This is a genomic window from Escherichia sp. KTE96 (assembly GCF_000408525.1).
GTDB classification, from domain to species: domain Bacteria; phylum Pseudomonadota; class Gammaproteobacteria; order Enterobacterales; family Enterobacteriaceae; genus Escherichia; species Escherichia marmotae.
Genome location: NZ_KE137148.1, coordinates 69,763 through 88,440 on the forward strand (window position 1 = coordinate 69,763; position 18,678 = coordinate 88,440).

The window sequence follows — 18,678 nt, forward strand, 5'->3', positions numbered from 1 at the left end:
TCCGGCCTACGGTTGGGCATCATTTGAGTCACTGTAGGTCAGATAAGATGCGCAAGCATCGCATCCGACATTATTGCGGCGCTGGAGTTTGGCAGCAGTGCCGGATGCGGCGCGAGCGCTTTGTCCGGCCTACGTTTTAATGCCAGCAAAAATGGTGAATCACCTGGGTGATCAACTCGCGGGTGGGTTTAATAAACCGTGTCTCCAGATATTCATCAGGCTGATGGGCTTGATTGATTGAACCTGGTCCTAACACCAGCGTCGGGCATAGCGTCTGAATAAACGGTGCTTCGGTACAGTAGTTCACCACTTCGGTCTGTGCGCCGAGCAATTTCTCAACCACTTCAACCAGTTGATGATTCGGCGGGCACTCATAACCAGGGATCGGCGGATGCAGCTCTTCGACCGTCAGACGACCCGGCCAGCGTTCGCTTACCGGTGCCAGCGCGTCGTTGAGCAAGCCGTTAAGTTCATTGAGCGTCATGCCTGGCAGCGGACGAATATCCATATGCAACTCACAGCAGGCGCAAATTCGGTTAGATGCGTCACCGCCGTGAATATGCCCGAGGTTGAGCGTGGGATACGGTACGGTAAACGCTTCATAGTGATAGCGTTCTTTAAGGTCGTCACGTAATTGTAAAATATGGCCGATGGCGTCATGCATCAGCTCGATGGCATTCACCCCGCGTGCCGGATCGCTGGAGTGCCCCGACTGACCCATAATGCGAATGGCGTTAGAAATATGGCCTTTATGTGCGCGTACCGGTTGCAGTGACGTCGGTTCGCCAATGATGGCGCAATCCGGGCGCAGGGCGGTGGTTTCGGCAAAATAACGCGCTCCGGCCATACTGGTTTCTTCATCGGCAGTCGCCAGAATGTAGAGCGGCTTTGCAAGCTTCGTGACGTCGACATCGCGTAGTGCATCAAGGATAAACGCAAAGAAGCCTTTCATGTCGGCGGTGCCCAGACCATAGAGCTTGCCGTCATGCTCAGTCAGCGTAAACGGATCGCGCGTCCAGCGCCCGTCATCAAACGGCACGGTATCGGTATGCCCCGCCAGCAACAAGCCGCCAGCGCCGTGTCCGCAACTTGCCAGCATATTAAATTTGTTGCGTGTTCCCGGCACGGGCTGCACTTCCACATTGAAGCCCAAATCTTTGAACCAACCCGCCAGCAGAGTGATTAAATCTGCATTGCTTTGATCGAGCGCTTCTTCCGTGGCGCTTATTGAAGGTGTGGCAATCAGAGCACGGTAGATCTCGATAAATGGCGGTAATTTGTTTTTCATTGTTGACACACCTCTGGTCATGATAGTATCAATATTCATGCATTAATTGTGAATAAAAATACAATAACGTTGAGCGTAATAAAACCCACCAGCCGTAAGGTGAATGTTTTACGTTTAGCCAGGCAAACAGACATAAGAAGGTGAATAGCCCCGATGTTGAATACGCTGATTGTGGGTGCCAGTGGTTACGCTGGCGCAGAGCTAGTGACCTATGTAAATCGCCATCCGCATATGAACATAACCGCTTTGACTGTTTCAGCGCAAAGCAATGATGCGGGAAAGTTAATCTCCGATTTGCATCCGCAGCTCAAAGGCATCGTTGATCTGCCGCTGCAGCCGATGTCGGATATCAGCGAGTTTAGCCCAGGGGTGGATGTGGTGTTTCTCGCCACTGCCCATGAAGTTAGCCACGATTTAGCACCGCAGTTTCTTGATGCAGGCTGTGTGGTATTCGACCTTTCCGGCGCATTCCGCGTTAACGACGCCGCCTTCTATGAAAAATATTACGGCTTTACCCATCAATACCCGGAACTGCTGGAGCAAGCCGCTTATGGTCTGGCGGAGTGGTGCGGCAATAAATTAAAAGAAGCGAATTTGATTGCGGTGCCGGGGTGTTACCCGACGGCAGCGCAGTTGGCGCTTAAACCGTTGATTGATGCCGATCTTCTAGATCTCAATCAGTGGCCGGTCATCAACGCCACCAGCGGTGTAAGCGGTGCAGGACGTAAGGCAGCGATTTCTAACAGCTTTTGTGAAGTCAGCCTGCAACCATACGGTGTCTTTACCCATCGCCATCAACCGGAGATCGCTACACACCTTGGTGCTGACGTGATCTTCACCCCGCATCTGGGCAATTTCCCGCGCGGCATTCTGGAAACGATTACCTGCCGTCTGAAACCGGGCGTGACCCAGGCGCAAGTAGCACAAGTGTTGCAACAGGCATATGCGCATAAACCGCTGGTACGGTTGTATGACAAAGGCGTTCCGGCGCTGAAAAACGTTGTCGGGCTACCGTTCTGCGATATCGGTTTTGCCGTTCAGGGCGAGCATCTGATTGTGGTGGCGACCGAAGACAACTTATTGAAAGGTGCGGCGGCACAGGCAATCCAGTGTGCCAATATTCGTTTCGGCTATGCGGAAACGCAGTCTCTTATTTAAGGGTGCAATGATGAATCCATTAATTATCAAACTGGGCGGCGTATTGCTGGATAGTGAAGAGGCGCTGGAACGGCTGTTTAGCGCACTGGTGAATTATCGCGAGTCTCATCAGCGTCCGTTGGTGATTGTTCACGGCGGCGGCTGCGTGGTGGATGAGTTGATGAAAGGGTTGAATCTGCCGGTGAAAAAGAAAAACGGCCTGCGCGTGACGCCTGCGGATCAGATAGACATTATCACTGGCGCACTGGCGGGAACGGCAAATAAAACCCTGCTGGCGTGGGCGAAGAAACATCAGATTGCTGCTGTGGGGCTGTTTCTCGGTGATGGCGACAGCGTCAAAGTGACCCAGCTCGATGAAGAGTTGGGCCATGTTGGACTGGCGCAGCCAGGTTCGCCTAAGCTTATCAACACGTTGCTGGAAAACGGTTATTTGCCGGTGGTCAGCTCTATTGGTGTGACGGACGAAGGGCAACTGATGAACGTCAATGCTGACCAGGCCGCGACGGCACTGGCGGCAACGCTGGGTGCGGATCTGATTTTGCTTTCTGATGTCAGTGGCATCCTCGACGGTAAAGGGCAACGAATTGCTGAGATGACCGCGGCGAAAGCAGAACAACTGATTGAGCAGGGCATTATTACTGACGGCATGATTGTGAAAGTGAATGCGGCGCTGGACGCTGCACGCACGCTGGGCCGCCCGGTGGACATCGCCTCCTGGCGTCATGCGGAACAGCTTCCGGCACTGTTTAACGGTATGCCGATGGGGACGCGGATTTTAGCTTAATTTTTGTTGGCCGGAGGCACAGCTTCCGGCATTGAATTTCAAAATAAGGAAACAGAGTTATGGCACTTTGGGGCGGGCGTTTTACTCAGGCAGCAGATCAACGGTTCAAACAATTTAATGACTCATTGCGCTTTGATTACCGTCTGGCGGAGCAGGATATTGTCGGCTCTGTAGCCTGGTCCAAAGCCCTGGTAACGGTAGGTGTGTTGACCGCAGAAGAGCAGGTGCAACTAGAAGAGGCGCTGAACGTGCTGCTGGAAGACGTTCGCGCCAGGCCACAACAAATCCTCGAAAGCGACGCCGAAGATATCCATAGCTGGGTGGAAGGTAAACTGATCGACAAAGTGGGTCAGTTAGGCAAAAAACTGCATACCGGGCGTAGCCGTAATGACCAGGTAGCTACTGACCTGAAATTGTGGTGCAAAGAGATGGTCAGCGAGTTGCTGGCGGCTAACCGCCAGTTGCAATCGGCGTTGGTGGAAACGGCGCAAAATAATCAGGACGCAGTGATGCCGGGTTATACCCACCTGCAACGCGCTCAACCGGTGACGTTCGCTCACTGGTGCCTGGCCTATGTTGAGATGCTGGCGCGTGATGAAAGCCGTTTGCAGGACGCGCTTAAGCGTCTGGATGTCAGCCCGTTAGGTTGTGGTGCGCTGGCGGGAACGGCCTATGACATTGACCGTGAACAACTGGCTGGCTGGCTGGGTTTTGCCTCGGCAACGCGTAACAGCCTGGACAGCGTTTCTGACCGTGATCACGTACTGGAACTGCTTTCTGCCGCCGCCATCGGCATGGTGCATCTGTCGCGTTTTGCCGAAGATCTCATTTTCTTTAACACCGGCGAAGCGGGTTTTGTCGAACTGTCTGATCGCGTGACTTCCGGTTCATCCTTAATGCCGCAGAAGAAAAACCCGGATGCGCTGGAGCTGATTCGTGGGAAATGTGGTCGTGTCCAGGGCGCATTAACCGGCATGATGATGACTCTGAAAGGGTTGCCGCTGGCCTATAACAAAGACATGCAGGAAGACAAAGAGGGCTTGTTCGACGCACTCGACACCTGGCTGGATTGCCTGCATATGGCGGCGCTGGTGCTGGATGGGATTCAGGTGAAACGCCCGCGTTGTCAGGAAGCGGCGCAACAGGGTTACGCTAACGCCACTGAACTGGCGGATTATCTGGTGGCAAAAGGCGTACCGTTCCGCGAGGCGCACCATATTGTGGGTGAAGCGGTGGTGGAAGCCATTCGTCAAGGCAAACCACTGGAAGAACTGCCGCTGGCTGAGTTGCAGAAATTCAGCAAGGTGATTGGAGAAGATGTGTATCCGATTCTGTCGTTGCAATCGTGCCTCGACAAACGTGCGGCAAAAGGCGGCGTCTCACCGCAGCAGGTGGCGCAGGCGATTGCTTTTGCAAAGGCGCGGTTGGTGTAACTTGTTTATATCGCTCCCCTGAAAACGGGGAGTTTGCCTTATCATGCCTACGTAGTGTTGCGCTTTGTAAGCCAGATAAGGCGTTTACGCCGCATCTGGCAGGAATTTATCATCATCCTGATGCCCCTGAGTTTTACGTCCAGCCACAGCCATTCTTCGTCACATTCCTTTTAATTCTTGCGTCTTCTTTACGTTTACTTTTCCTATAAAAATCATTTTCAAATACATCAAACAATACATATTTTAATTAATTGAATATAATTAATTTCTATTGCTGTGTTCATTTTTAAGATTAATGGAATTTGTTATGTGATTATTTAACGTGTTGTTTTAACGATGATGGTTAATATTGTAGACAATATTTGAGGATATTTCTGTTCCTCGGCGGAAAATTTTATTTTTAATGTGATCACGGTTGAATAATCACTTTTTCTTCCTTGTATGGTAGTAGGCATAAAATTAAGTTTAAAACGTCTATTTAAAACACAGGAGAGTGCAATAATGAAAATTATTGCTGCGGACGTTTTTGTCACTTGCCCCGGGCGTAATTTCGTTACGCTTAAAATAACCACTGAAAGCGGACTTTGTGGGCTGGGAGATGCCACATTAAATGGTCGTGAATTGTCGGTCGCTTCCTATCTGAAAGATCATCTTTGTCCACAATTAATAGGTCGCGATGCCAGCCGTATCGAAGATATCTGGCAATTCTTTTATAAAGGTGCTTACTGGCGGCGTGGCCCCGTCACGATGTCGGCAATCTCTGCCATTGATATGGCGTTATGGGATATCAAAGCTAAAGCAGCCAATATGCCGCTGTATCAACTGCTGGGTGGCGCTTCTCGCGAGGGCGTGATGGTCTATTGCCACACCACCGGGCGTACAATTGATGAAGTCCTTGAAGACTATGCAAAACACCAGCAAATGGGCTTTAAGGCGATTCGGGTGCAGTGCGGCGTGCCGGGTATGCAAACTACCTATGGCCTGGCGAAGGGAAAAGGGCTGGCTTACGAACCGGCAACCAAAGGCCAGTGGCCGGAAGAACAATTGTGGTCTTCAGAAAAGTATCTCGATTTTACGCCGAAGCTCTTTGAGGCCGTGCGCAACAAGTTCGGTTTTAATGAACATCTGTTGCATGACATGCACCATCGCCTTACCCCTATTGAAGCGGCGCGCTTTGGTAAGAGCATTGAAGATTACCGCCTGTTCTGGATGGAAGACCCGACACCTGCCGAGAATCAGGAGTGTTTCCGTTTGATTCGCCAGCATACCGTGACACCAATTGCGGTCGGAGAAGTCTTTAATAGTATCTGGGATTGTAAGCAGTTAATCGAAGAGCAGTTAATTGACTATATCCGCACGACGATTACCCATACTGGTGGAATTACCGGGATGCGACGGATTGCCGATTTTGCATCGCTTTATCAGGTGCGTACCGGTTCGCATGGCCCTTCTGATTTATCGCCCATTTGCCATGCGGCAGCGCTGCATTTTGATCTCTGGGTGCCTAACTTCGGTGTTCAGGAGTACATGGGTTATTCCGAACAAATGCTTGAGGTCTTCCCGCATAGCTGGCGCTTCGACGCGGGTTATATGCACCCAGGCGATGAACCAGGGCTGGGTATCTCCTTTGATGAGAAGCTGGCGGCGAAATATCCGTATGATCCGGCGTATCTCCCCGTTGCGCGTCTGGAAGACGGTACATTGTGGAATTGGTAGTGATTTAAGCGAAACCGTATATCTGTCGCTTAATTTATTTATTGAGTAATCAAATCTATTCAATTTTCTCAAGGAGTATAAAAATGGATGTTGATTTGCCAGGTAGTGTTGCGGGTAATAAACCGCAACGGATTCGCCGTATTCAGACGGTGGCGCTGGTTTTATTATTTATGGCGGGAATCGTTAATTTTCTCGATCGCTCATCATTGAGCGTGGCAGGCGAGGCGATTCGTGGCGAGTTAGGATTATCAGCCACAGAGTTTGGCGTTTTACTTTCTGCATTTTCTCTGTCTTATGGTTTTTCACAACTGCCTTCCGGTATTTTGTTAGATCGTTTTGGTCCACGAATTGTGTTAGGCGCAGGATTAATATTCTGGTCATTAATGCAGGCATTAACAGGAATGGTTAATTCCTTTAGCCACTTTATTATTATGCGTATTGGACTGGGTATTGGTGAAGCGCCGTTTATGCCTGCGGGGGTGAAATCTATCACCGACTGGTATGCGCAAAAAGAACGCGGCACGGCGCTGGGGATCCTTAACTCATCTACCGTTATCGGTCAGGCCATCGCGCCCCCTGTTCTTGTATTGATGCAACTGGCGTGGGGCTGGAGGACGATGTTTGTCATCATCGGCCTGGCGGGGATTCTGGTTGGGATTTGCTGGTACGCATGGTATCGCAACCGGGCGCAGTTTGTCCTGACCGATGAAGAACGAGCGTATCTCTCTGCACCGGTTAAGCCGCGTCCACAATTGCAATTTAGCGAGTGGCTGGCGCTGTTTAAACATCGGACAACCTGGGGGATGATTTTAGGTTTCGCTGGTGTCAACTATACCGGTTGGCTCTACATTGCGTGGTTACCCGGTTATTTGCAGGCTGCGCAAGGTTTCAGTCTGGCAAAAACCGGCTGGGTGGCGGCGATTCCTTTCCTTGCGGCGGCAGTCGGGATGTGGATCAACGGTATTGTTGTCGATAGACTGGCGAAAAAAGGCTACGACCTGGCGAAGACGCGTAAAACGGCCATTGTTTGCGGTTTGATGATGTCGGCATTAGGGACGTTGCTGGTGGTGCAATCTTCCTCGCCTGCGCAGGCGGTGGCGTTTATCTCAATGGCGCTGTTCTGCGTGCATTTCGCGGGAACATCGGCATGGGGACTGGTGCAGGTGATGGTGTCAGAAACAAAAGTGGCTTCCATCGCTGGTATTCAAAACTTTGGCAGTTTTGTCTTTGCTTCCTTTGCCCCGATCGTGACCGGCTGGGTAGTGGATACTACGCACTCGTTTAATCTGGCGCTGGTTATTGCGGCCTGCGTGACCTTCATCGGCGCGCTGTGTTACTTCTTTATCGTCAAAGATCGCATTGAATAAATATTGGGTCTGGCTCTCTTGTGGGAGCCGGGCGAAATAAAAAAAAGCGGATCCTGGAGATCCGCAAAAGTTCACGTTGGCTTTAGTTATTCGAGTTGAGAAACTCTCGAAACGGGCAGTGACTTCAAGGGTTAAAGAGGTGCCGCTCCGTTTCTGTGAGCAATTATCAGTCAGAATGCTTGATAGGGATAATCGTTCGTTGCTATGCTACCTATCGCCATGAACTATCGTGGCGATGGAGGATGGATAATGAATATTCGTGATCTTGAGTACCTGGTGGCATTGGCCGAACACCGCCATTTTCGCCGTGCGGCAGATTCCTGCCACGTCAGCCAGCCAACCCTGAGTGGGCAAATTCGTAAGCTGGAAGATGAGCTGGGCGTGATGTTGCTGGAGCGGACCAGCCGTAAAGTGTTATTCACCCAGGCGGGAATGCTGCTGGTGGATCAGGCGCGTACCGTGCTGCGTGAGGTGAAAGTCCTTAAAGAGATGGCAAGCCAGCAGGGCGAGACCATGTCCGGGCCGCTGCACATTGGTTTGATTCCAACGGTCGGGCCTTACCTGCTACCGCATATTATCCCGATGCTGCACCAGGCTTTTCCGAAGCTGGAAATGTATCTGCATGAAGCCCAGACCCATCAATTACTGGCGCAACTGGACAGCGGCAAACTCGACTGTGTGATCCTCGCACTGGTGAAGGAGAGCGAAGCATTCATTGAAGTGCCGTTGTTTGATGAGCCAATGCTGTTGGCAATCTATGAAGATCACCCGTGGGCTGATCGTGAATGTGTACCGATGGCCGATCTGGCCGGGGAAAAACTGCTGATGCTGGAAGATGGTCACTGTCTGCGCGATCAGGCAATGGGCTTCTGCTTTGAAGCGGGGGCGGATGAAGATACACACTTCCGCGCGACCAGTCTGGAGACGCTGCGTAACATGGTGGCGGCTGGTAGCGGTATCACTTTACTGCCTGCGCTGGCCGTGCCGCCGGAGCGTAAACGTGATGGCGTTGTTTATCTGCCGTGCATTAAGCCAGAACCACGCCGCACTGTTGGCCTGGTTTACCGTCCGGGTTCGCCGCTGCGCAGTCGCTATGAGCAACTGGCAGAGGCCATCCGTGCAAGAATGGATGGCCATTTCGGTAAAACGTTAAAACAGGCGATTTAAGCCGTTTAGCGCCGCGACCCGATAGGCTTCCGCCATAGTCGGGTAGTTAAAGGTGGTGTTGACGAAGTACTCAATCGTGTTGCCGCCACCTTTCTGTTCCATAATCGCCTGACCGATATGAATAATTTCGGCAGCGCGCTCACCAAAGCAGTGAATTCCCAGAATCTCTTTTGTTTCCCGATGGAACAAAATTTTCAACGTGCCCACGTTCATCCCGACAATTTGCGCACGAGCCAGATGTTTAAACTGGGCGCGGCCCACTTCATACGGCACTTTCATCGCGGTCAGTTGCTGTTCCGTTTTACCGACCGAGCTGATTTCCGGAATGGTGTAGATGCCGGTAGGGATATCTTCAATCAGATGCGCGGTGGCTTCGCCTTTCACCAGCGCCTGTGCGGCAATGCGTCCCTGGTCGTAGGCCGCCGACGCCAGGCTTGGATAACCAATCACGTCGCCCACCGCGTAAACGTGCGGCTGCGCGGTCTGGTACATGCTGTTGACCTTTAGCTGACCGCGGCTGTCAGTTTCCAGTCCAATGTTCTGTAACGCCAGTGAATCGGTATTACCGGTGCGACCGTTGGCATAGAGCAGGCAGTCTGCTTTCAGCTTTTTGCCTGACTTCAGGTGCATGATCACGCCGTCGTCACAGCCTTCGATCTTCTCGTACTCTTCGTTGTGACGGATCACCACGCCACTGTTCCAGAAGTGATAGGAGAGAGAATCTGACATCTCCTGATCCAGAAATGCCAGCAGGCGATCACGGGTGTTGATCAGATCGACTTTCACATCCATTCCACGGAAGATCGACGCATATTCGCAGCCGATCACCCCGGCACCGTAGATAAGTACATGGCGCGGTTCGTGATGCATGCTAAGAATCGAGTCGCTGTCGTAAATGCGCGGATGGGTAAAATCGACGTCTGCCGGATGATAAGGGCGAGAACCGCAGGCAATGACATATTTTTCTGCGGTCAGCGTTTCGACCGTGCCGTCAGGGCAATCCAGCGCCAACGTGTGCTCGTCAACAAAGCGAGCGTTCCCCTGCAATATTTCGCAGTGATTACGTTCGTAAAATCCCTGACGCATGCGCGTTTGTTGATTAATCACATTATCGGCATGGTTGAGGATATCGGCAAAAGAAGAGCGGAGCAGCCGTGAATGATCGCTATAAAGAGGGTTTTGATTAAATTCTATAATGCGGCTGACAGCGTGACGGAGGGCTTTCGACGGAATGGTGCCCCAGTGGGTGCAACCGCCGCCAACATTTTGATAACGCTCGATAACTGCGACGCGCGCACCTTGCTTAACCAGACCCATTGCAGCGCCTTCGCCGCCGGGGCCGGAACCTATTACTATGGCATCGTAATCGTAGGAATGTGACATGGTAGGGCTTACCTGTTCTTATACATAAAAGCAACAGAATGGTAACATTTTATCGCGGGTAAGCCAATTGATCCCCGTCATTTATCTGGTTATATCGTGAGCGGCCTTTGCTTTGTCTGCTCCTTCCCTGTCTCATTAATTCGCAATTAAACGCTTTTTCTTATGGCAGATAGTTTTATCTTGCTGAAAAGTGCCTTTTTGTTATTGTCTCCGTGAAATCATTTTATAAAACAAATAGATAAATATTTCATATTGATTGGTTATTTGTATTTATACCATCAATGCAATCCGTTAATTAGCCTGTTTATCAGTGAATAAAGGAATAGCCGATGATCGAACACTCTATTCGTGGGTTTGAGGAAGAACTGCGCGAGATCCGCCATCAGATCCATGAAAATCCGGAGCTGGGGTTAAAGGAGTTTAAAACCAGTGCGCTGGTGGCGGAAAAGTTACGCCTGTGGGGTTATGAAGTTGAACAAGGGCTGGCGACGACGGGCGTGGTCGCTACCTTAAAAGTCGGTGACGGAGAGAAAAGTATTGGCTTGCGTGCCGATATGGATGCGCTGCCAATTTATGAAAATAGCGGTAAGTCCTGGGCCAGTAAACATCCCGGTTTAATGCATGCCTGCGGGCATGACGGACATACCACAATATTGCTGGGTGCCGCGCGCTATCTTGCTGAAACCCGCCGCTTTAACGGCACGTTGCGCCTTATCTTCCAGCCAGCGGAAGAAATGATTAACGGCGGCGAGATCATGGTTAAAGAAGGACTTTTTGACCGTTTCCCCTGCGATGTCATTTTCGGCATGCATAACATGCCCGGTCTGCCAGTGGGTAAGTTTTATTTCCAGCCCGGAGCGCTGATGGCGTCAATGGATCAATTCTATATTACGGTTCGTGGTTGTGGCGGACACGGTGCGATCCCTCACAAAGCGATTGATCCGGTGCTGGTTGCCGCACATATCACCACCGCATTACAAAGCATTGTGTCGCGCAATGTCGATCCGCTGGAAGCCGCAGTCATTACCGTCGGCAGTATTGTTGCGGGTGAGGCCGCTAACGTCATTCCTGATAGTGCTGAGATGAAAATTAGCGTCCGCTCTCTTAGCCGTGAAACCCGGCAACTTCTGTTGGCCCGTATTCCCGCTCTGGCACAAGCCCAGGCTATCAGCTTTGGTGCTACGGCTGATGTGACGCATGTTAACGGTACTCCGGTGTTGGTCAACGATGAAGAGATGGCGCGCTTTGCCTGGCAGGTGGCGTGTAAAACGTTTGGTGAAGATCGGGCCGGGTTTGGCATCAAGCCTCTGATGGGCAGTGAAGATTTCTCTTTCATGCTGGAAGCCCAGCCGAAAGGTGCTTTTTTGCTGTTCGGTAATGGCGATGTCGGGGAAGGGGCATGCATGGTGCATAACCCAGGTTACGACTTCAACGATGCAAGTCTGGTTCCGGCAAGCAGCTACTGGGGCGCACTGGTGGAAGCCTGGCTGCAATAAATAAAACAACACACAACATCACTATCTGGCAAGGAACATGGAATGACGGCGATCGTAAATGAAACAGTGGACGTAAGGAAAAAGCCCAGCGGCAAACGGGTGATTTTTGCCTCGGCGTTTGGCAATGCGCTCGAATTTTTTGATTTTGGCGTTTACAACTTTTTTGTGGTCTATATCAGCACGCTTTTCTTTCCACCCAGTGCCGATCACAATGTCGCGCTGTTACTGGCATTTGCAACGTTTGGCGTGAGCTTTTTTATGCGCCCGCTTGGTGGGATTATCGTTGGTGCCTGGGCCGATCGTTTCGGGCGTAAACCGGCGATGGTGTTTACCATTGCCCTGATGAGTCTCGGTACGCTGATGATCGGCATTGCGCCAACATATGCGACGGCGGGATATTGGGGAACAGCGACGCTGGTGCTGGCGCGCCTGATTCAGGGCGTTGCGGCAGGCGGTGAAGTCGGTGCCTCAATGTCTTTGCTGGTTGAGTCAGCTCCGGCAAATCGTCGCGGCTTTTACAGTAGCTGGTCGCTGGCGACCCAGGGGCTGGCAACGACCTTTGGTGGTGTCGTCGCTTTGGGTTTGAGCGCATGGCTGCCGTTCGCCACAGGTTCAGAAACCGTAATGGCGGAGTGGGGCTGGCGTGTACCGTTTTTTATTGGTGTGCTGTTAGCGCCCATCGGTTGCTGGCTGCGCCTGAGTCTGGAAAACGATGTGCCTGAACCTGTGCACCATAAAAAAGCCGCAGCCACCGAAAGCGCGTTTTCTCTGCTCTTGCAACATAAAGCAACCATCGTTAATGGTGTTTTACTCGCTATTGGTAGTACGGTTGCAACCTATATCTCCCTCTTTTACTACGGCACCTGGGCTGCGAAGTATCTGGCGATGCCTCAACACTATTCTCATGCAGCGATGTTACTGGCGGGCGTTATTACGTTTGTGGGGGCGTTGTTGGTGGGGATGCTGTGTGATTCGGTCGGGCGTAAAAAGCTGATTTTAATCTCCCGGGTGATGGTGTTGATCTGTAGCTGGCCATCGTTCTGGCTGTTGGTGAATTATCCCAGTCCCGGCATGTTGCTGACGGTGGTTTTCGTGATGGTCAGCTTCACCACGCTTGGCGGTGTACCGGTAATGTTGCTGATTTCCGAACTGTTACCGAAACGGATTCGGGCATTGGGCTTCGCACTGGTTTATAGCATTGGCGTAGCAATCTTCGGCGGGTTTGCGCAATACTTTGCCACGCAATCCATTGTGTTACTGGATAGCCTGACGGCGCCAGCGTGGTATCTGGGCGGAGGTACGTTGTTGTCGATGCTGGCGTTGTTGTTTGTGAAAGAACCGGCTAAAGAGTTGCAGTAAATGTGTTTTATTGCGTTACCGTTCATTCACAACACTGGAGCAATCCAGTATGTTCATTCTCTGGTATAGTGCCAACAGTACTTTTGGCAAGGATTTAGACATCGTGATGGGCGTAAGAGCGCAACAAAAAGAAAAAACCCGCCGTTCTCTGGTGGAAGCCGCATTTAGCCAATTAAGTGCTGAACGTAGCTTCGCCAGCCTGAGTTTGCGTGAAGTGGCGCGTGAAGCGGGCATTGCTCCCACCTCTTTTTATCGGCATTTCCGCGACGTAGACGAACTTGGTCTGACCATGGTTGATGAGAGCGGTTTAATGCTGCGCCAACTCATGCGCCAGGCGCGTCAGCGTATTGCTAAAGGCGGGAGTGTGATCCGCACCTCGGTCTCCACATTTATGGAGTTCATCGGTAATAATCCGAACGCCTTCCGGTTATTATTGCGGGAACGCTCCGGCACCTCCGCTGCGTTCCGTGCCGCTGTTGCGCGTGAAATTCAGCACTTCATTGCGGAACTTGCGGACTATCTGGAACTCGAAAACCATATGCCTCGTGCGTTTACTGAAGCGCAAGCCGAAGCAATGGTGACGATTGTCTTCAGTGCGGGTGCCGAGGCGTTGGATGTCGGCGTCGAACAACGTCGGCAATTAGAAGAGCGACTGGTACTGCAACTGCGAATGATTTCGAAAGGGGCTTATTACTGGTATCGCCGTGAACAAGAAAAAACCGCAATTATTCCGGGAAATGTGAAGGACGAGTAATGAAACAAGCAAATCAAGATAGAGGTACGCTGCTGCTGGCGCTGGTTGCAGGCTTATCGATCAATGGTACTTTTGCGGCGCTGTTTAGCTCCATTGTGCCATTTTCTGTATTCCCGATTATTTCCCTGGTGCTGACGGTCTACTGCCTGCATCAACGTTATCTTAATCGCACTATGCCGGTAGGTTTGCCGGGTCTGGCTGCTGCCTGTTTTATTCTCGGTGTTCTGCTGTACAGCACGGTGGTTCGTGCGGAATATCCGGATATCGGTTCTAACTTCTTCCCGGCCGTGCTGTCCGTCATTATGGTGTTCTGGATTGGCGCGAAGATGCGTAACCGTAAGCAGGAAATTGCTGAGTAATCAGTATCATGCTGGATGCTGGCGCATCCAGCATGGGTTTTACTTAGCGGTTAGTAATACGCCGCACTCCATATGGTGCGTGTAGGGGAACTGATCAAACAGAGCCAGACGTTTAACCTTGTGCGTCTGGCTTAATGTTTCCAGATTCTTACATAACGTTTCCGGGTTGCAGGAGATATACAAAATACGCGGATACGCCTGCACCATTTTCTCGGTTTCACTGTCCAGACCGCTGCGCGGTGGGTCGACAAAAATGGTTTCGCACTGATAACTCTTCAGGTCGATACCTTGCAGACGGTTAAACTCACGCACGCCATTCATCGCTTGAGTAAACTCTTCCGCCGCCATACGAATAATTTGTACGTTATCTATATGGTTAGCAGCAATATTGTATTGCGCGGCAGCGACCGACGGCTTGGCGATTTCGGTGGCTAATACTCGATCAAAATTGCGCGCCAGAGCTAATGAAAAATTACCGTTGCCGCAGTACAACTCCAGTAAATCGCCTTTTGAGCCTTTGGTAACATCCAGCGCCCATTCCAGCATCTGAATATTCATCGCCGCGTTTGGCTGGGTGAAGCTGTTTTCTACCTGACGGTAGATCATCTCTTTCCCTGCGACCGGCAGACGCTCATCAATGTAATCCTGATCCAGCTCGATTTTTGTTTTCGTTGCCCGACCAATCAAATGCACATTCAGATTCTGCGCTCGCAGTGCATCGCGCAGGGCTTCTGCCTGCTGACGCCACTCGTCATCCAGTTTTTTATGGTACAGCAGAGAAACGACGGCCTGATTGCTCAATGTGGTGAGGTAATCAATCTGGAACAGCTTGTGGCGCAGAACGGGATTATTACGCACACCCGCAATCATCGCCGTCATCAACTGGTTGATCAGTTCACTGGCGGCGGGGAAGCTATCTACGCGGATGCGGCTTTTGGTCTGTTGATCGAAAATGATGTGGTACAGGTCATCGCCATCGTGCCAGATGCGGAATTCTGCTCGCATCCGATAATGACTGACCGGCGAGCGAAACACTTCCGGAACCAGGTCAGAAAACGGCGCCATCATACTTTGTAAACGTACCACTTTTTCGGCTAACTGCGCTTCATACTGTTCTGTTGGAAGGTGTTCGGGGGTCATGATGTATCCTGAAAATGAAATGTACGCGGCGATTGTAGGGATTGCTCATCAGATGTCCAGATCTTGATGAATTCCTATTTATGCGCGACGTCTGGACAGCAACTTGTTACAACCTGTAGCATCCACTCGCCGGTCCTGTGAGTTAATAGGGAATCCAGTGCGAATCTGGAGCTGACGCGCAGCGGTAAGGAAAGGTGCGATGATTGCGTAATGCGGACACTGCCATCCGGTGGGAAGTCATCATCTCTTTGTATCCTCAGATACCCCTCCAAGCCCGAAGACCTGCCGGCCAACGTCGCATCTGGTTCTCATCATCGCGTAATATTGATGAAACCTGCGGCATCCTTCTTCTATTGTGGATGCTTTACAATGATTAAAAAAGCTTCGCTGCTGACGGCGTGTTCCGTCACAGCCTTTTCCGCTTGGGCACAGGACACCAGCCCGGATACTCTCGTTGTTACTGCTAACCGTTTTGAACAGCCTCGCAGCACTGTGCTTGCTCCAACTACCGTTGTGACACGTCAGGATATTGACCGCTGGCAGTCGGCCTCGGTGAACGATGTTCTACGTCGTCTGCCGGGCGTGGATATCACCCAGAATGGCGGTTCAGGTCAGCTCTCTTCTATTTTTATTCGTGGTACAAACGCCAGCCATGTATTGGTGTTAATTGATGGCGTACGCCTGAATTTGGCGGGGGTCAGTGGTTCTGCCGACCTTAGCCAATTCCCTATTGCGCTTGTCCAGCGAGTTGAATATATCCGTGGACCGCGATCTGCCGTTTATGGTTCTGATGCAATAGGCGGAGTGGTGAATATCATCACCACGCGGGATGAATCCGGCACGGAAATTTCAGCGGGATGGGGAAGTAATGGTTATCAGAACTACGATGTTTCTACGCAGCAACAACTGGGGGATAAAACACGGGTAACTCTGTTGGCCGATTATGCCCATACCCATGGATTTGATGTTGTCGCCTATGGCAATACCGGAATGCAAGCACAACCAGATAACGATGGTTTTTTAAGTAAAACACTTTATGGTGCGCTGGAGCATAATTTTACTGACACCTGGAGCGGCTTTGTGCGCGGCTATGGCTATGATAATCGTACCAATTATGACGCGTATTATTCTCCCGGCTCACCGTTACTCGATACCCGTAAACTCTATAGCCAAAGTTGGGACACCGGGCTGCGCTATAACGGCGAGTTGATTAAATCACAACTGATTACCAGTTACAGCCACAGCAAAGATTACAACTACGATCCGCATTATGGTCGTTATGATTCGTCCGCGACGCTCGATGAGATGAAGCAGTACACCGTCCAGTGGGCAAACAACGTCACCGTTGGTCACGGTAATATCGGCGCGGGTGTTGACTGGCAGAAGCAAACTACGACGCCAGGCACTGGATATGTTGCAGATGGGTATGATCAACGTAATACGGGGATCTATCTGACCGGGGTACAACAAGTTGGCGATTTTACGTTTGAAGGTGCTGCACGCAGCGATGATAACTCACAGTTTGGTCGTCATGGCACCTGGCAAACCAGTGCTGGTTGGGAGTTCATTGAAGGCTATCGCTTTATCGCTTCTTATGGCACGTCGTACAAGGCACCTAATCTTGGGCAACTGTACGGTTTCTACGGTAATCCGGATCTGAACCCCGAGAAAAGCAAACAGTGGGAAGGTGCGTTTGAGGGTTTAACCGCCGGGGTGAACTGGCGTATCTCCGGGTATCGTAACGATATCAGTGACCTGATCGATTATGACGATCACATCCTGAAATACTACAACGAAGGGAAAGCGCGGATTAAAGGCGTCGAGGCGACCGCCAATTTTGATACCGGACCGCTGACACATACGGTGAGTTACGATTATGTCGACGCACGTAATGCGATTACCGACACGCCGTTATTACGTCGTGCTAAACAGCAGGTGAAATATCAGCTCGACTGGCAACTGTATGATTTTGATTGGGGTATTACTTACCAGTATTTAGGTACTCGCTATGATAAGGATTACTCATCTTATCCCTATCAAACTGTGAAAATGGGCGGTGTGAGCTTGTGGGATATTGCGGTTGCATATCCGGTCACCTCTCATCTGACTGTTCGTGGTAAAATAGCCAACCTGTTCGACAAAGATTACGAGACAGTCTATGGCTACCAAACTGCAGGACGGGAATACACCTTGTCTGGCAGCTACACCTTCTGAACCACGTTCCACCGTGCTGGTGTTTGACTCCGGCGTCGGTGGGCTGTCGGTCTATGACGAGATCCGGCGTCTCTTACCGGATCTCCATTACATTTATGCTTTTGATAACGTCGCTTTCCCGTATGGCGAAAAAAGCGAAGAGTTTATTGTTGAGCGCGTGGTGGAAATTGTCACTGCAGTGCAAGAACGTTATCCCCTTGCATTGGCGGTGGTGGCTTGCAACACCGCCAGTACCGTTTCACTTCCTGCATTACGCGAAAAGTTTGACTTCCCGGTTGTCGGCGTCGTTCCGGCGATTAAACCCGCAGCGCGTCTGACCGCTAATGGCATTGTTGGACTGCTGGCAACTCGCGGAACAGTTAAACGTTCTTATACCCATGAGTTGATCGCGCGTTTCGCCAATGAATGCCAGATAGAAATGCTCGGTTCGGCAGAGATGGTCGAGCTGGCTGAAGCGAAGCTGCATGGCAATGAAGTTTCTCTGGATGCACTAAAGCGTATCTTGCGCCCGTGGTTAAGAATGAAAGAGCCGCCAGATACTGTTGTTCTGGGATGTACCCACTTCCCTCTATTACAAGATGAACTGTTGCAGGTGCTGCCAGAGGGAACCCGGTTGGTGGATTCAGGCGCAGCGATTGCCCGCCGAACGGCCTGGTTACTGGAGCATGAAGCCCCTGATGCAAAATCAGTCGATGCGAATATTGCCTTTTGTATGGCAATGACGCCAGAAGCTGAACAGTTATTGTCCGTTTTACAGCGTTACGGCTTTAAAACGCTCGAAAAACTGACAGTTTCAGGCTGATTTGATTGAAACTTGCGCATTCGGAAAATTATTTTAAATTTCCTCTTGTCAGGCCGGAATAACTCCCTATAATGCGCCACCACTGACACGGAACAACGGCAAATAAGCCGCCGGGTCAGCGGGGTTCTCCTGAGAACTTCGACAGAGAAAAGCGAAAAAATGCTTGACTCTGTAGCGGGAAAGCGTATTATGCACACCCCGCGCCGCTGAGAAAAAGCGAAGCGGCACTGCTCTTTAACAATTTATCAGACAATCTGT

At 51.0% G+C, this 18,678-nt stretch carries 15 protein-coding genes and 1 riboswitch; of the genes, 12 read left to right on the top strand and 3 right to left on the bottom strand.

Annotated elements, in window-relative coordinates:
* Positions 1-136: 136 nt before the first annotated feature.
* Complete coding sequence (argE, locus tag A1WG_RS14590; protein WP_001517526.1) at positions 137-1,288, bottom strand: acetylornithine deacetylase; 1,152 nt, start codon at positions 1,286-1,288, stop codon at positions 137-139.
* 153 nt (positions 1,289-1,441) lie between these two features.
* On the opposite strand from argE, the gene argC reads away from it, so the two are divergent.
* From argC to oxyR, 6 genes are all read left to right on the top strand, one after another.
* Entirely contained in the window at positions 1,442-2,446 is a 1,005-nt protein-coding gene (gene argC, locus A1WG_RS14585; protein WP_000935354.1) for an N-acetyl-gamma-glutamyl-phosphate reductase, read from the top strand.
* 7 nt (positions 2,447-2,453) lie between these two features.
* The gene (argB, locus tag A1WG_RS14580; RefSeq protein WP_001362445.1) at positions 2,454-3,230 is read left to right on the top strand and encodes an acetylglutamate kinase; all 777 of its coding nucleotides are present in this window, start codon (positions 2,454-2,456) and stop codon (positions 3,228-3,230) included.
* A gap of 59 nt (positions 3,231-3,289) precedes the next feature.
* Positions 3,290-4,663 (top strand): argininosuccinate lyase, encoded by a 1,374-nt coding sequence (gene argH, locus A1WG_RS14575; protein WP_001240113.1) that lies wholly within the window; start codon positions 3,290-3,292, stop codon positions 4,661-4,663.
* A gap of 501 nt (positions 4,664-5,164) precedes the next feature.
* Positions 5,165-6,379 carry a D-mannonate dehydratase ManD gene (gene manD, locus A1WG_RS14570; RefSeq protein WP_001517527.1) on the top strand — a complete coding sequence of 405 codons (1,215 nt, stop codon included), beginning with the start codon at positions 5,165-5,167 and terminating at the stop codon, positions 6,377-6,379.
* Positions 6,380-6,462: 83 nt separating this feature from the next.
* On the top strand, positions 6,463-7,746 hold the full coding sequence (locus A1WG_RS14565; RefSeq protein ID WP_000382161.1) for an MFS transporter: 1,284 nt from the start codon (positions 6,463-6,465) through the stop codon (positions 7,744-7,746).
* A gap of 249 nt (positions 7,747-7,995) precedes the next feature.
* Positions 7,996-8,913, top strand: a complete 918-nt coding sequence (gene oxyR, locus A1WG_RS14560) for a DNA-binding transcriptional regulator OxyR (RefSeq protein ID WP_001025929.1) — start codon at positions 7,996-7,998, stop codon at positions 8,911-8,913.
* Here oxyR and sthA read toward each other — a convergent pair.
* Positions 8,896-10,296 carry a Si-specific NAD(P)(+) transhydrogenase gene (gene sthA, locus A1WG_RS14555; protein ID WP_000019889.1) on the bottom strand — a complete coding sequence of 467 codons (1,401 nt, stop codon included), beginning with the start codon at positions 10,294-10,296 and terminating at the stop codon, positions 8,896-8,898. The genes oxyR and sthA overlap by 18 nt on opposite strands.
* A gap of 329 nt (positions 10,297-10,625) precedes the next feature.
* Between sthA and A1WG_RS14550 the strand changes: the two genes are divergently transcribed.
* From A1WG_RS14550 to A1WG_RS14535, 4 genes are all read left to right on the top strand, one after another.
* Entirely contained in the window at positions 10,626-11,792 is a 1,167-nt protein-coding gene (locus tag A1WG_RS14550; protein ID WP_001517528.1) for a M20 aminoacylase family protein, read from the top strand.
* A gap of 42 nt (positions 11,793-11,834) precedes the next feature.
* Positions 11,835-13,151 (top strand): citrate-proton symporter, encoded by a 1,317-nt coding sequence (locus A1WG_RS14545; RefSeq protein ID WP_001517529.1) that lies wholly within the window; start codon positions 11,835-11,837, stop codon positions 13,149-13,151.
* A gap of 103 nt (positions 13,152-13,254) precedes the next feature.
* The gene (gene fabR / locus A1WG_RS14540; protein WP_001309117.1) at positions 13,255-13,905 is read left to right on the top strand and encodes an HTH-type transcriptional repressor FabR; all 651 of its coding nucleotides are present in this window, start codon (positions 13,255-13,257) and stop codon (positions 13,903-13,905) included.
* Positions 13,905-14,264, top strand: coding sequence for a YijD family membrane protein (locus A1WG_RS14535; RefSeq protein ID WP_000806410.1), 360 nt, complete (start codon positions 13,905-13,907; stop codon positions 14,262-14,264). Before fabR ends, A1WG_RS14535 begins: the two co-directional genes overlap by 1 nt.
* A gap of 39 nt (positions 14,265-14,303) precedes the next feature.
* Here the strand turns inward: A1WG_RS14535 and trmA are convergent, their stop codons facing one another.
* Positions 14,304-15,404, bottom strand: coding sequence for a tRNA (uridine(54)-C5)-methyltransferase TrmA (trmA, locus tag A1WG_RS14530; RefSeq protein ID WP_001517530.1), 1,101 nt, complete (start codon positions 15,402-15,404; stop codon positions 14,304-14,306).
* Positions 15,405-15,517: 113 nt separating this feature from the next.
* A riboswitch (cobalamin riboswitch) is annotated at positions 15,518-15,709 on the top strand.
* Positions 15,710-15,773: 64 nt separating this feature from the next.
* Between trmA and btuB the strand changes: the two genes are divergently transcribed.
* Together btuB and murI are read left to right on the top strand one after the other, a co-directional pair.
* Positions 15,774-17,618 carry a TonB-dependent vitamin B12 receptor BtuB gene (gene btuB / locus A1WG_RS14525; RefSeq protein WP_001517531.1) on the top strand — a complete coding sequence of 615 codons (1,845 nt, stop codon included), beginning with the start codon at positions 15,774-15,776 and terminating at the stop codon, positions 17,616-17,618.
* Positions 17,563-18,420 carry a glutamate racemase gene (gene murI, locus A1WG_RS14520; RefSeq protein ID WP_016242550.1) on the top strand — a complete coding sequence of 286 codons (858 nt, stop codon included), beginning with the start codon at positions 17,563-17,565 and terminating at the stop codon, positions 18,418-18,420. Before btuB ends, murI begins: the two co-directional genes overlap by 56 nt.
* The last annotated feature ends 258 nt before the right edge of the window (positions 18,421-18,678 follow it).